Below are 14,218 nucleotides of genomic sequence, written 5' to 3'. Positions count from 1 at the left end.
CAGTGTTGATTTTCAACAAGTAAGAGGCTACTCTTATGGTGTTGATGCATAGGGGAGCCTCACTTTGTACTGACCCCAAAAAGTTGGACAGTTAAACACGAGGCACATAGGTCTGGGTTCGATATTCAATTGGACTCAGACCTTTTAATTTCAGGCTAATTCTTCTGCTGTTGTAGTAGTCAATATATTCCGTAACAGCATCCTTCAGTTCGCTTATATTACTGAACTCGTCAAGATAAAAACACTCCGACTTTAAGGTTCCAAAGAAACATTCCACGACTGCATTATCCAGACAATTGCCTTTTCTGGACATGCTCTGTGTAATGCCTTGTTCTTTAAGGATGTTTTGATACCTTCTCATACGATACTGCCATCCCTGGTCAGAGTGCAGAATAGGATGCTCGTGAGGCTTAAGCTTTTTGAATGCCTGATCGAGCATATTCTCGACCATGTTCATCACAGGTCTTTCCGACAGGCTGTAAGAAATAACTTCGTTGTTGAAGAGATCTATTACTGGAGACAAATACAGCTTTCGCCCATTGACTGCAAATTCAGTAACGTCGGTAACCCACTTCTCGTTTGGCCGTGTAGCCTTGAAATCCCTTTGGAGAACATTGGGGGCGGTTTGCCCTACCTCTCCTCTGTAGGAGCTGTATCGCTTGACCTTAATCGCTGCCTTAAGCGAGAGGGTTCCCATCAGGCGCTGAACGGCTTTATGGTTAATCCGTTCCCCGTCTCGATGGAGAGACAACGTTACCCTACGGTATCCGTAACGACCTTTATTCTCGTGATAAATCTCACCAATACGCTTTTTAACATCCGCATACTTATCAGGCTTGCTGAGAGCCTTTAGATGGTAATAAAACGTACTGCGCGGTATCTCCGCTGCCTTGAGAAGCTCATCAAGAGGGTAAAACTGCCTTAGCTCGTTGAGTACTTTCACTTTTTCGCGGGATGAGCTAAGGCTTTCAGCTTTTTTAGATACGTAAGCCGCATTTCAAGGAATCGAACTTGTCTTTCAAGATCCTCAATACGTCGGTCTTTCGACAGCTCCAATGCTAACGCCGCTTTTTCTGGATCAACTGACATTGTAATGTTTCTTTTGGTGCCGATCTTGAGTGCGCGTAAACCAGCTTCTCCGTGCTCCTCATAGACTTTCAGCCACTTGGCTACAGAACCACTACCAGCAAGCATAAAGTGAGCAGCAGCCTGATTGAGGGACATCTGCTGCTCGGTCACGGCTTTCACGACCTTAATGCGCAACTCTGGATCAGCACTAACGCCTTTAGGTTTGGGAATTAAACCTTTTTCTCCATGTTTTTCATAGAGGGCAACCCACGTCCTGACCTGTGTTCGAGGCACACCAAAACGTGCAGAGATGATCCTGTAACCATCATCAGTTGTGAAGTAGTGATTCACGACTTCAAGGCGCTTTTCGAAGGGGTATTTTGGCTTTGACATATCAGGGACTATTCCATTTCATCGTCCAACAAAATGGGTGCAGTACACTTTGATTACTATCAGGTGGGGCTTTTCTCTGTGTATCTCCCGCTGAATACCTGAGACACACAGTCTCAAGCACCCGCCGCCATTCTAGCGTAAATATCTCACGGAATTATGTTTATATATTCCTAAAATGTTATACATCGATAAATTAATATAATGAAAATATCAATGACAGAATTATTAGCGGTTCGGCTACCTATATTTTACGTATAAAAAAACCTGCACCGTGGCAGGTTTTTTATTATTACCGATACGCTTACTGCAGCAGAGAAATATCCGCGACCTGCAGGAACAGTTCACGCAGTTTGGACAGCAGCGTCAGACGGTTGATGCGAACATCTTTGTCTTCAGCGTTAACCATCACGTTCTCGAAGAACTCATCCACCGGCTCGCGCAGCGCAGCCAGCTCGATCAGCGCATCCTGATAACGGCCTGCGGCGAAGTACGGCTGCAGTTTGTCGCGCAGCACCACCAGATTGCCCGCCAGCTTGATTTCCGCCGCTTCTTTCAGCACCGAGGCATGAACGATGTCGTTCAGCGTCTCATCAGATTTCGCGAGGATGTTGGAGACACGTTTGTTCGCTGCCGCCAGCGCGGAGGACTCCTCCAGGGTACGGAAATGCGATACGGCTTTCATGCGCGCATCGAAATCCGCCGGGCGGGTTGGACGGCGCGCCAGTACTGCCTGGATAGTGTCGACGCCGTAGCCTTCGTCCTGATACCAGGCGCGGAAGCGGCCCAGCATAAAGTCGATCACGTCATTAACCACGTTGGCGTTGGTCAGCTTCTCACCGTACAAACGCACCGCTTCTTCGGTCAGCGTTTGCAGATCGAGATTCAGGTTCTTCTCGACAATGATGCGTAACACGCCCAGCGCGGCACGACGCAGCGCAAACGGGTCTTTATCGCCTTTTGGATGTTGACCGATACCAAAGATACCCGCCAGGGTATCCATCTTATCGGCAATCGCCACCGCGCAGGCTACCGGGTTAGACGGCAGCGCATCGCCGGCAAAGCGCGGCTGATACTGCTCGTTCAGCGCTACGGCCACATCTTCCGCTTCGCCATCGTGGCGCGCGTAGTGCATCCCCATCACGCCCTGGGTGTCGGTGAACTCAAAGACCATGTTGGTCATCAGGTCGCACTTGGACAGCAGGCCCGCACGGGTCGCGTGGTTCACGTCAGCGCCAATCTGCTCGGCAATCCAGCCCGCCAGCGCCTGGATGCGATCGGTCTTGTCGCGCAGGGTGCCCAGCTGCTGCTGGAACAGCACGGTTTCGAGGCGCGGCAGGTTGTCTTCCAGACGCTTTTTACGGTCAGTGTTGAAGAAGAACTCGGCATCGGCCAGACGCGGACGAACCACCTTCTCGTTACCGGAGATGATCTGCTGCGGATCTTTGGACTCGATGTTGGCCACGAAGATAAAGTTCGGCAGCAGTTTGCCGGCGTTGTCGTAGACCGGGAAGTACTTCTGGTCGCCCTTCATGGTGTAAACCAGCGCTTCGGACGGCACCGCGAGGAATTTTTCTTCGAACTTCGCCGTCAGCACCACCGGCCACTCCACCAGCGAGGTGACTTCTTCCAGCAGGCTTTCGCTCAGATCGGCTTGACCGCCAATCTTACGCGCCGCTTCTTCCGCATCGGCTTTAATTTTGGCTTTACGCTGTTCGTAATCGGCGATGACTTTACCGCGCTCCAGCAGGATCTGCGGATACTGGTCGGCATGGTCGATAGTGAACTCCGGCTCACCCATAAAGCGATGGCCGCGAATGACGCGATCGGACGGAATACCGAGGATAGTCGCCGGGATAACTTTGTCACCCAGCAGCAAAGTCACCGTGTGTACCGGACGCACAAAGTGGACGTCGGACGCGCCCCAGCGCATCAGTTTCGGGATCGGCAGCTTCGCCAGCGAGCTGGCAATCATGTTCGGCAGCAGCGCTTCGGTGCTTTCGCCCTTCACATGGGCGCGATACAGCAGCCACTCGCCTTTGTCCGTGGTCAGACGTTCGGCCTGATCGACGGTGATACCGCAGCCGCGCGCCCAGCCTTCGGCCGCTTTGCTTGGCTTGCCTTCGGCATCGAACGCCTGGGCAATAGCCGGGCCACGTTTTTCTACTTCACGATCGGCTTGCGCCGCCGCCAGGTTGGCCACCTTCAGCGCCAGACGACGCGGCGCGGCAAACCATTCCACTTTACCGTGCGCGAGGCCGGCGTTATCCAGCTCCGCAGTCACGTTCGCAGCAAAAGATTCCGCCAGGCTGCGCAGCGCTTTTGGTGGCAGCTCTTCAGTGCCGATTTCCACCAGAAAAGTATTCTCAGACATGGCCGCCTCTTATTTATTCTTGTTGCACATCGGGAAGCCGAGCGCTTCACGGGAAGCGTAGTACGCTTCCGCCACTGCTTTGGTCAGGGTGCGAATGCGCAGGATATAGCGCTGACGCTCGGTGACGGAGATGGCTTTACGCGCATCCAGCAGGTTGAAGCTGTGAGCCGCTTTCAGAATACGTTCATAGGCCGGCAGTGGCAGCGGGGTCTCCAGCGCAAGCAGCTGCTGGGCTTCTTTCTCATACTGCTCGAAGCAGGTGAACAGAAAGTCGACGTCGGCGTATTCGAAGTTATAGGTGGACTGCTCCACTTCGTTCTGGTGGAACACGTCGCCGTAGGTGGTTTTGCCCAGCGGACCGTCGCTCCAGACCAGGTCGTAGACGCTGTCCACGCCCTGGATGTACATTGCCAGACGCTCCAGACCGTAGGTGATCTCGCCGGTCACCGGCTTACACTCAAGGCCGCCCACCTGCTGGAAGTAGGTGAACTGCGTGACTTCCATGCCGTTGAGCCACACTTCCCAGCCCAGACCCCAGGCACCCAGCGTCGGGTTTTCCCAGTTATCTTCGACAAAGCGAATATCGTGAATAGTCGGGTCCATGCCCAGCTCTTTCAGCGACCCGAGGTACAGCTCCTGGATGTTGTCCGGAGAGGGTTTAATCACCACCTGGAACTGATAGTAGTGCTGTAAACGGTTCGGGTTTTCGCCATAGCGGCCATCGGTTGGACGACGGGAAGGCTGCACGTAGGCGGTCGCCATTGGCTCCGGCCCTAACGCGCGCAGGCAGGTCATCGGGTGAGAGGTGCCGGCGCCGACTTCCATGTCCAGTGGTTGAACAATGGTGCAGCCCTGACGAGCCCAGTAATCCTGTAAGGTCAGGATCAGGCCCTGGAAGGTCCTGGTATCAAACTTTTGCATATGATTTCGTGCTGGATACGTGTGGATTTAAAGGAAGGGGTCAGTATACCCGCTGGCTGCGAGATATACAGTACGAAACGGCGTTGTTTCAGGAAATCGGACGAAATTTACGCCAGGCGGGGTCGATTCAGCGCATCGAAAGATGCATAAACTGGCCGTCCGGGTCAAAGGAACAGATGAAACGCTCATTCTTGCCGGTACGGCCCGAAAGCTCATAGCTCGCCTGGAATTGCTCGAAATGGTTCACGTCAACGAGCTGCGTTTGCGTGTTGTAGCGAATCGCCGCCTGATCCCGGCAAAGCTGCGCCATATTGAGCGTAGTTTGCGGCGTAATACGGGCACGCTGCGCTTTTTGCGCCGGCGGGGAAATGGTCTCGCTGCAGCCCGCGAGGAGCAGCACCAGCATTACGGAAACGACACCTTTCACCACGTTCTCCTCCACCGCCTTGTTAGCAAGTTGTTATCCTAAAGATTCAGTATTACAGGTATTTTGCGAATATCATGAAACTGCGACAAGTCTGTGACCGAAAACTCAGACTAATCTATTGCGACACCGACAAACAGGGCGGGTCATACCTTATTTCGCCAGCAGACACTGAGGGACTGATGCAAGAAAAGATACACTGGATCACCAACCTGCGCGGTATCGCCTGCATGATGGTGGTGATGATCCACAGCACCAGCTGGTATATCACTCACCCGCATACGATTACTCTCGCGCAATGGGATATCGCCAATCTGCTCAACTCCGCCTCCCGCGTCAGCGTGCCGCTGTTTTTTATGATCTCGGGATACCTGTTCTTCGGGGAACGCAGCGCCCGGTCGCGTCATTTCTGGCGGATTGGCCTGTGTATCGTGTTTTATAGCGTGCTGTCGCTGCTGTATATCGCCCTGTTTACCCATATCAACGTCGAGCTGTCCCTCACGCATTTGCTACAGAAGCCCGTCTTCTACCATCTGTGGTTTTTCTTTGCCATCGCCGTTATCTATCTGCTCTCACCGCTTATTCAGGTGAAGGCTGTCAGCGGCAAAATGCTGCTGGCGCTGATGGCGATCCTCGGCATTCTGGCTAACCCCAATATGGTCAGCGTCAAAGCCGCCGGGATTGAGTGGCTGCCAGTCAACCTCTATATCAACGGCGACACCTTCTACTACGTGCTCTACGGTGTACTGGGCAGAGCCATTGGCACCCTGGACACCGATAAAAAATGGCTGACCCCGCTCTGCGCCGCACTGTTCATCGCCGCGGTATGGGTCATTTCCCGCGGAACGCTGCACGAGCTGCGCTGGCGTGGGGATTTCGGCGATACCTGGTATCTCTACTGCGGGCCGGCGGTGTTCGTTTGCGCAGTCTCTCTGCTGACGCTGGCCAAAAACCGGCTTAACACGCGTCCCCTGCCCGGTATCGCCTGCATTGCGCGACATTCATTGGGTATTTACGGCTTTCATGCCCTGATTGTGCATGCGCTGCGCGCCAGCCATCTGGAGCTGTCCCGCTGGCCGCTGCTGGACATAGTGTGGATTTTTAGCGCCGCACTGCTCGGCAGCCTGCTGCTGTCAGGCCTCGTGCAGCGGATTGATAGCCGCCGGCTGGTCAGCTAACGGCGCGGCGCCTGTTTATGATTCCGGTCTCGCTTCCAGCATGCTAATTGACCTGTTGCGCAGCCCACGGGCGGCGCACTTATTCCGTTTTATGCACCGCGCGGGCTACGCGAGTCCGTTCGGGGGTTGCCGATGCGCCATATAAGCAGACAAACCAGGCCACGATATAGACGGCTTTTTCTTGCCAGTCTGCCGGGACATAACAGGCACCGACCAGCAGCAGGCCGACCGACAGCAGCAGCACCAGGCGGCACAGCGAAATAAAGCCGTCGTCCTGTTCCTGCCACTGTATGGCGCGCTGATGGGTGAGAACGGCAAACATCCCCATCACCAGCACGCCAAGAAAATAACCTTTACCGCTGAACAACGGGCAGGTCCGCCAGATACCGAGCAGATATACCAGCGCTCCTGCCGCCATCATCACTCTCGCGATATTGCGTTTTGTTTTCATCGCACCTCCCTGTTCGACACGCACTGATTATGACCGAGTCGCCCGGCGATGCCGCTGCTTACCTGCGGCAACGTCGACATTTCGGAATAAACAAATATGTGTTTTGAATCGATGAAACGGAGATATTCAGGGAGTAAATCCGCCCGGCACGGCCGGACGGACTGAGGCTATAACATCGAGGCTATGACATCAGCGGTTTCAGCTGCTGATAAATCTGGCGGAAGGTTTCCCGCTGTGGCGCATAGTGGGCCACACGGCGGTCGTCTGGATGATGGGCTTGTTCCAGAGGCAATGGCTTCAGCAGCCCGGCGCGTTCGGCCTCGCCATGAACCGCCAGCTGTGCCAGCCGGGCCGCCCCCAGCGCCGGGCCGACATCCCCTCCGGTACGGTAATCGAGCTGATGGCCGCTGATATCCGCCAGCATTTGCCGCCAGTAAGCGCTACGCGCCCCGCCGCCGATAAGCGTGATGCTCTGCGGCTTGATACCGCAGGCATGCACCACGTCCATGCCATCCGCCAGCGCATAGCCCACCCCTTCCAGCACCGCCCGCGCCAGCTCTGCCGGCCCATGCTGATGCGTCAGGCCAAAAAAGACGCCCTTGGCCTGCGGGTTATTGTGCGGCGTCCTTTCGCCCGAGAGATAGGGCAGGAACCACACCGGACCGGCGCTTTCATCCGCCGTCTGCGCCGCCGCGATCAGCGCCGGCACGCTGGCCAGGCCGGTTAATTTCGCCGCCCAGTCCAGGCAGGAGGCCGCGCTGAGCATCACCGACATCAAATGCCAGCGGCCCGGCAGCGCATGGCAGAAGCTGTGCACCGCGCTTTCGGGTTTGCTGAGAAACCCTTCGCTGACGGCGAAATAAACCCCCGACGTGCCCAGCGACAGCATCGCCTGGCCAGCATCGGCCATGCCGACCCCGACCGCGCCCGCGGCATTGTCGCCACCGCCGCCCACCACCAGCGCCTGCGGCATGTTCCACGCTTGCGCCACCTCAGGCCGCAGTTGCCCGGTGACGTCGCTGCCTTCAAACAGCGCCGGCATTGCGTCCCGACTGAGATCGCAGGCGGCGAGCATCTCATCGCTCCAGTCGCGCCTGGCGACGTCCAGCCACATCGTACCGGCGGCGTCAGACATGTCGCTGGCGAGCTCGCCGGTCATCCGCAGGCGCAGATAATCCTTGGGTAGCAGCACTTTATCGACCTGGTTGAACACCGCCGCCTCGTGACGCTGCACCCACAGTAACTTCGGCGCCGTAAAGCCAGGCATCATCAGGTTGCCGGTGATCTGCCGGGAAGCGCTGACGTTGTCTTCCAGCAGCTGGCACTCTTCGGCGCAGCGGCCGTCATTCCATAAAATGGCCGGACGCAGCACCTGCAATGATTTATCCAGCAGGGTGGCGCCGTGCATCTGCCCGGCGATCCCCAGCGCTTTCACGTCACGCAGACTATGCTGCGCGCCCAGAGCTTTCATCGCCGTGTCCGTCGCCTGCCACCACTGTTCGGGATCTTGTTCCGACCACAGCGGATGCGGACGCGAGACGGTGAGCTTTTCGGTATGCGATGCCACCACCTCACCCTGCTCATTGAGCAGAATGGCTTTGACGCCCGATGTCCCCAGATCGATGCCGATATACATACTCCCTCCCCTTAAACGCGCGCCACGGCTAAGCGTGGCGCGAACAGAGCATCCTGGTTGCGACGCCGGTCATGCCGGGCGCCGCCGCATGATTACTTGTCAAACAGATAATGGTTGACCAGGTTTTCCAGTTGTTCCTGCTGGCCGCTGCGATGCTGCGGCGCCAGCTGATGCTGAGCGGCATACTGGGCAATGTCGCTCAGGGTCATCTGCCCGTTAAGGATCTGCTGCCCCAGCTCACCGTTCCAGCCGGCGTAGCGTCTGGCCACGCGTTTATCCAGCTCACCGTCCTCGATCATCCGCGCCGCGACCTTCAGCGACAGCGCCATGGTATCCATCGCGCCGATATGGCCATAGAACAGGTCATATTTATCGGTGCTCTGGCGGCGCACTTTCGCATCAAAGTTGAGGCCACCGGTGGTAAAGCCGCCCGCTTTGAGAATTTCATACATCACCAGTGCGTTCTCTTCGACGCTGTTCGGGAACTGGTCGGTATCCCAGCCCAGCTGCGGATCGCCGCGGTTGGCGTCGACAGAGCCGAACAGCCCCAGCGCAATGGCCGTCGCAATCTCATGATGGAACGAGTGGCCGGCGAGCGTCGCGTGGTTAGCTTCAATGTTCAGTTTAATCTCTTTTTCCAGACCAAACTGTTTGAGGAAGCCGTACACGGTAGAGGCATCATAGTCATACTGATGCTTGGTCGGCTCCTGCGGTTTGGGCTCAATCAGCAGCGTACCTTTAAAGCCAATTTTGTGCTTATGCTCCACCACCAGCTGCATGAAGCGGCCAATCTGTTCACGCTCCTGGCGCAGGTCGGTATTCAGCAGGGTTTCATAGCCCTCGCGACCACCCCACAGCACATAGTTTTCGCCGCCCAGCTGATGGGTGGCATTCATGGCGGTAACCACCTGGGTGGCCGCCCAGCTAAACACTTCCGGATCCGGGTTGGTGGCCGCGCCGGCGCCGTAGCGCGGGTTGGTAAAGCAGTTTGCGGTACCCCACAGGAGCTTCACGCCGCTCTGCTGCTGTTTCTCCGCCAGCACCTCGACCATTTGGGCAAAGTTATTGCTGTACTCCTTGAGCGAAGCGCCTTCCGGCGAGACATCGACATCGTGGAAGCAGTAGTAAGGTACGTTGAGTTTGTGGAAAAATTCGAATGCCACATCGGCTTTGCGTTTCGCCATCTCCAGGGCGTCGCCAGGCTGCTGCCAGGGGCGGTCGAAGGAGCCCACGCCAAACATATCGGCGCCATTCCAGCAGAAGGTATGCCAGTAACAGGCCGCAAAACGCAGATGATCTTCCATCCGTTTGCCCAGCACCAGTTCATCCGGGTTATAGTGACGGAAAGCCAGTGGGTTGGTGGATTTCGGGCCTTCGTAACGAACGCGATCGAGTTGATCGAAATAAGTCTGCATAGAGAACTCCATATTCAGAGATGCGGCGAATAACCAATCAGGTACCCTAAATAATTCGAGTTGCAGGAAGGCGGCAGGAGCGCGAGTCCCCGATAACCCGGGGGCGGAGCAACGAATGTCACCAACCCACCTACAACTTGAAGTATGACGGGTTTAAGCCAATATAGAATTTCGCTTTCATTCTCCTCAATTACGTTATTTCACACCGCCATTGAGAGAATCCACAAACGTGCGCCAGCTCGCAAAAATAATCTCTGTCTCTTCTTTCGCCGTTCTGCCAGAGAAGTCCAGTGCAATAATAAGAGTGTGCATGAATAAAATACGATCGCCGTCATAATTTGCACATTAAACGAAATTTCATAACGGCAAAATAAGAACCGATAATTGCCAGTCCTGCTTTCCGCGTTAAGAATCTGTAACGTATCCGCAACCTCATGTATCAAACATTATTTTTCCGTTCGTCTTACCTACCCTTACAAAAAAGGTATCGTTATTATGAAGATAAAGAACCTTTGCCTTACGCTTTGCGCCAGCTCCCTCCTGCTCGCCAGCATGGCGGGGATGGCGAAAGAAGTGAAGATTGGCATGGCCATCGACGATCTGCGTCTGGAGCGCTGGCAGAAAGACCGTGATATTTTCGTCAATAAAGCGGAATCCTTAGGCGCCAAAGTTTTTGTCCAGTCCGCCAATGGCAATGAAGAAACACAGATGTCGCAAATTGAAAATATGATCAACCGCGGTGTCGATGTATTAGTCATTATTCCTTATAACGGTCAGGTACTCAGCAACGTCATTAAAGAAGCCAAGCAGGAAGGTATTAAAGTCCTGGCCTATGACCGCATGATTAATAATGCCGATATTGATTTCTATATTTCTTTCGACAACGAAAAAGTCGGTGAAATGCAGGCGCAAAGCCTGGTCGACAAAGTGCCGCAGGGGAATTATTTCCTGATGGGCGGCTCGCCGGTGGATAATAACGCCAAACTGTTCCGCGCCGGGCAAATGAAAGTTCTCAAGCCGTATGTGGATGAGGGCAAAATTAAGATTGTCGGCGATCAGTGGGTTGACGGCTGGCTGCCGGAGAACGCGCTGAAAATAATGGAAAACGCGCTGACGGCGAATAATAACAAGATCGATGCCGTGGTGGCCTCCAATGATGCCACCGCCGGCGGCGCTATCCAGGCCTTAACCGCGCAGGGGCTGGCCGGCAAAGTGGCGATTTCCGGTCAGGATGCTGACCTGGCGGGCGTGAAGCGCATTATTTCCGGTACCCAGACGATGACCGTCTATAAACCGATTACCACCCTGGCCACCAACGCCGCCGAAATCGCCGTTGAGCTGGGTAACGATAAACAGCCGAAAGCCGATACCACGCTGAATAACGGCTTAAAAGACGTTCCCTCGCGCCTGTTAACACCCATTGAAGTGAATAAAGAGAATATCGACGCCACGGTGATTAAAGACGGTTTCCATAAAAAGAGTGAACTGTAATGACTGACGCCCCGCAGCGGGGCGTCATTTTCATCCCGCCGGATATCACGTTTGCGGAGTCTTTATGGCCTGGCTACTCGAAATGAAGAACATCACCAAAACCTTCGGCGCCGTTAAAGCCGTGGATAACGTCAGCCTGCGTCTTAACGCGGGTGAAGTGGTCTCGTTATGCGGTGAAAATGGGTCGGGGAAATCGACGCTGATGAAGGTGCTGTGCGGTATCTATCCGCACGGAAGCTATGAGGGCGAGATTATTTTTGCCGGCGAAACGCTGCAGGCAAACCATATTCGCGATACCGAACGCAAAGGCATCGCCATTATTCACCAGGAGCTGGCGCTGGTGAAACATCTCACCGTGCTGGAGAATATTTTCCTCGGCGCCGAGATCTCCCGCCACGGTCTGCTGGATTATGAAACCATGACGCTGCGCTGTCAGAAGCTGTTGGCGCAGGTCAATCTGCCCATTTCGCCCGACACTCGCGTCGGCGACCTCGGCCTTGGCCAGCAGCAGCTGGTGGAGATCGCCAAGGCGCTGAATAAACAGGTTCGCCTGCTGATACTTGACGAGCCGACCGCTTCCTTAACCGAGCAAGAGACCGCAACGCTGCTGGCGATCGTTCGCGATCTGCAAAACCACGATATCGCCTGCATTTATATTTCGCACAAGCTCAATGAGGTCAAAGCGATCTCCGACACGATCTGCGTGATCCGCGACGGCCAGCACATCGGCACCCGCGACGCCAGCGGCATGAGCGAAGACGACATCATCACCATGATGGTTGGCCGCGAGCTCACCGCGCTCTATCCCAGCGAGCCGCACGCCCACGGCGAGGAGATCCTGCGGGTCGAACATTTAACCGCCTGGCACCCGGTAAATCGCCATATTAAGCGGGTCAATGACGTCTCGTTTTCCCTGCGTCGCGGGGAAATCCTCGGTATCGCCGGGCTGGTCGGCGCCGGACGTACCGAGGCGGTACAGTGCCTGTTCGGCGTCTGGCCGGGGCGCTGGCAAGGGGAGATCTTTATTGATGGCCAGCCTGTGAGCATTTCTAACTGCCAGCAGGCCATTGCCCACGGCATCGCCATGGTGCCGGAAGACCGCAAAAAAGACGGTATCGTGCCGGTAATGGCGGTGGGCAAAAATATTACCCTGGCGGCGCTCAATCAGTTCACCGGCGCGATGAGCAGCCTGGACGACGCCGCCGAGCAACACTGCATTCAGCAGTCCATTCAGCGTTTGAAAATTAAAACCTCCTCGCCAGAGCTGGCGATTGGCCGTCTGAGCGGCGGCAACCAGCAAAAGGCGATTCTGGCGCGCTGTCTGCTGCTCAATCCGCGCATTCTGATCCTCGACGAACCCACCCGTGGCATCGATATCGGGGCCAAGTATGAAATTTATAAACTGATTAACCAGCTGGTGCAGCAGGGCATCGCGGTCATTGTCATTTCATCCGAACTGCCCGAGGTGCTTGGTCTTAGCGATCGGGTGCTGGTCATGCACGAAGGCAGGCTAAAAGCCAATTTGGTAAATCAACATCTGACCCAGGAGCAGGTGATGGAAGCCGCGCTGAGGAGCGAACGCCATGTCGAAGAACACGTCGTCTGAAATCAAACTCACCCCAACCGCCCCCGCGGCCCTGCCGGCGCTGAAGGGGCTGAATCTCCAGGTCTTCGTGATGATCGCCGCCATCGTCGTCATTATGCTGTTTTTCACCTGGGTTACCGATGGCGCCTACCTGAGCGCACGCAATATCTCCAACCTGCTGCGGCAGACGGCCATCACCGGCATCCTCGCCGTCGGCATGGTGTTTGTGATTATTTCGGCAGAAATCGACCTCTCCGTTGGCTCGATGATGGGGCTTTTGGGCGGCGCCGCGGCGATCTTTGACGTCTGGCTCGGCTGGCCGCTGCCGCTCACTATTCTGGTGACGCTGGTGATGGGCCTGCTACTCGGGGCGTGGAACGGATGGTGGGTAGCCTATCGCAAGGTACCCTCGTTTATCGTCACCCTTGCCGGGATGCTGGCGTTTCGCGGCATTTTGATCGGCATCACTAACGGGACCACCGTCTCGCCCACCAGTCCGGCGATGGCGCAGATCGGCCAAAGCTATCTGCCAGATGGCATCGGCTTCGGCATTGGTGTTGTCGGCATGGCGGCGTTTATCGTCTGGCAGTGGCGCCGGCGGATGCGCCGTCAGGCGTTAGGTCTGGCGACAGCGTCCTCCACCGCCGCCGTTGGCCGTCAGGCCATTACCGCGGTGATTGTGCTGGGCGCAATCTGGCTGCTCAATGACTATCGCGGCGTGCCAACCCCGGTACTGATCCTCGCCGCCCTGCTGCTGGCAGGCCTGTTTATGGCCACCCGCACCGCCTTTGGCCGCCGCATCTACGCCATCGGCGGTAATCTGGAGGCGGCCCGCCTGTCCGGAATTAACGTCGAGCATACCAAGCTGGCGGTCTTCGCCATTAACGGTCTGATGGTCGCCATTGCCGGGCTAATCCTTAGCTCGCGCCTCGGCGCCGGGTCGCCCTCGGCGGGCAACATCGCCGAACTGGACGCCATCGCCGCCTGCGTTATCGGCGGCACCAGCCTGGCAGGCGGCATCGGCAGCGTCGCCGGGGCGGTAATGGGGGCGTTTATCATGTCGGCCCTGGATAACGGCATGAGCATGATGGACGTCGCCACCTTCTGGCAATATATCGTTAAAGGGGCCATTTTGCTGCTGGCGGTGTGGATGGACTCCGCCACCAAGCGGCGCGCGTAAGGAGGCACTCTCTGAAGAATGTCTGAATTCTTTGCGCTACCGCCAAACTTCGCCATAAGGCGCTTGAAATATCTCGGGCATTAGCCGGTAGTGTATACCCAACAT

The 14,218-nt window shown here is 56.0% G+C and carries 11 protein-coding genes; 4 read left to right on the top strand and 7 right to left on the bottom strand.

The window, feature by feature from the left end:
• Window positions 1-91 precede the first annotated feature (91 nt).
• The 4 genes from ACKLKD_RS20100 to ACKLKD_RS20085 all read right to left on the bottom strand — a co-directional run bounded on the left by ACKLKD_RS20100 (window position 92) and on the right by ACKLKD_RS20085 (window position 5,180).
• Window positions 92-1,461 (bottom strand): IS3-like element ISKpn8 family transposase gene (locus ACKLKD_RS20100; RefSeq protein WP_085949440.1). Its coding sequence is split into 2 segments (ribosomal slippage): window positions 92-981 and window positions 981-1,461, totalling 1,371 coding nucleotides; the frame shifts between segments, so codons are not numbered across the junction.
• A gap of 301 nt (window positions 1,462-1,762) precedes the next feature.
• Complete coding sequence (gene glyS, locus ACKLKD_RS20095; protein ID WP_025714078.1) at window positions 1,763-3,832, bottom strand: glycine--tRNA ligase subunit beta; 2,070 nt, start codon at window positions 3,830-3,832, stop codon at window positions 1,763-1,765.
• A 9-nt stretch (window positions 3,833-3,841) separates the two neighbouring features.
• Complete coding sequence (gene glyQ, locus ACKLKD_RS20090) at window positions 3,842-4,753, bottom strand: glycine--tRNA ligase subunit alpha (protein ID WP_002922128.1); 912 nt, start codon at window positions 4,751-4,753, stop codon at window positions 3,842-3,844.
• A 127-nt stretch (window positions 4,754-4,880) separates the two neighbouring features.
• Window positions 4,881-5,180: a YsaB family lipoprotein gene (locus ACKLKD_RS20085; RefSeq protein WP_025714079.1), complete on the bottom strand. Its 300-nt coding sequence runs from the start codon at window positions 5,178-5,180 to the stop codon at window positions 4,881-4,883.
• Window positions 5,181-5,359: 179 nt separating this feature from the next.
• Between ACKLKD_RS20085 and ACKLKD_RS20080 the strand changes: the two genes are divergently transcribed.
• Window positions 5,360-6,355, top strand: coding sequence for an acyltransferase (locus ACKLKD_RS20080; RefSeq protein ID WP_080924206.1), 996 nt, complete (start codon window positions 5,360-5,362; stop codon window positions 6,353-6,355).
• Between the two features lie 79 nt (window positions 6,356-6,434).
• Here ACKLKD_RS20080 and yiaB read toward each other — a convergent pair whose 3' ends face one another.
• The 3 genes from yiaB to xylA all read right to left on the bottom strand — a co-directional run bounded on the left by yiaB (window position 6,435) and on the right by xylA (window position 9,857).
• Window positions 6,435-6,806 (bottom strand): inner membrane protein YiaB, encoded by a 372-nt coding sequence (yiaB, locus tag ACKLKD_RS20075; protein ID WP_080897613.1) that lies wholly within the window; start codon window positions 6,804-6,806, stop codon window positions 6,435-6,437.
• Between the two features lie 181 nt (window positions 6,807-6,987).
• The gene (gene xylB, locus ACKLKD_RS20070) at window positions 6,988-8,442 is read right to left on the bottom strand and encodes a xylulokinase (RefSeq protein WP_087804722.1); all 1,455 of its coding nucleotides are present in this window, start codon (window positions 8,440-8,442) and stop codon (window positions 6,988-6,990) included.
• A gap of 92 nt (window positions 8,443-8,534) precedes the next feature.
• A complete protein-coding gene (gene xylA / locus ACKLKD_RS20065; RefSeq protein WP_087804723.1) occupies window positions 8,535-9,857 on the bottom strand; it encodes a xylose isomerase in 1,323 nt (440 codons plus the stop codon).
• A 495-nt stretch (window positions 9,858-10,352) separates the two neighbouring features.
• Here xylA and xylF point away from each other — a divergent pair, with 495 nt between their 5' ends.
• From xylF to xylH, 3 genes are all read left to right on the top strand, one after another.
• The gene (gene xylF, locus ACKLKD_RS20060) at window positions 10,353-11,348 is read left to right on the top strand and encodes a D-xylose ABC transporter substrate-binding protein (protein WP_004210164.1); all 996 of its coding nucleotides are present in this window, start codon (window positions 10,353-10,355) and stop codon (window positions 11,346-11,348) included.
• A gap of 64 nt (window positions 11,349-11,412) precedes the next feature.
• Entirely contained in the window at window positions 11,413-12,954 is a 1,542-nt protein-coding gene (locus ACKLKD_RS20055) for a xylose ABC transporter ATP-binding protein (protein ID WP_080924202.1), read from the top strand.
• The gene (xylH, locus tag ACKLKD_RS20050) at window positions 12,932-14,113 is read left to right on the top strand and encodes a xylose ABC transporter permease XylH (protein ID WP_080924201.1); all 1,182 of its coding nucleotides are present in this window, start codon (window positions 12,932-12,934) and stop codon (window positions 14,111-14,113) included. Before ACKLKD_RS20055 ends, xylH begins: the two co-directional genes overlap by 23 nt.
• Window positions 14,114-14,218 lie beyond the last annotated feature (105 nt).

Origin of the sequence: Klebsiella sp. 10982 (assembly GCF_048589245.1) — a bacterium.
In the GTDB taxonomy this organism is placed as follows: Bacteria; Pseudomonadota; Gammaproteobacteria; order Enterobacterales; family Enterobacteriaceae; genus Klebsiella; species Klebsiella quasivariicola.
The sequence above is the reverse complement of the archived record's forward strand: the minus strand, read 5'-3'. Positions and strand labels throughout refer to the sequence as shown.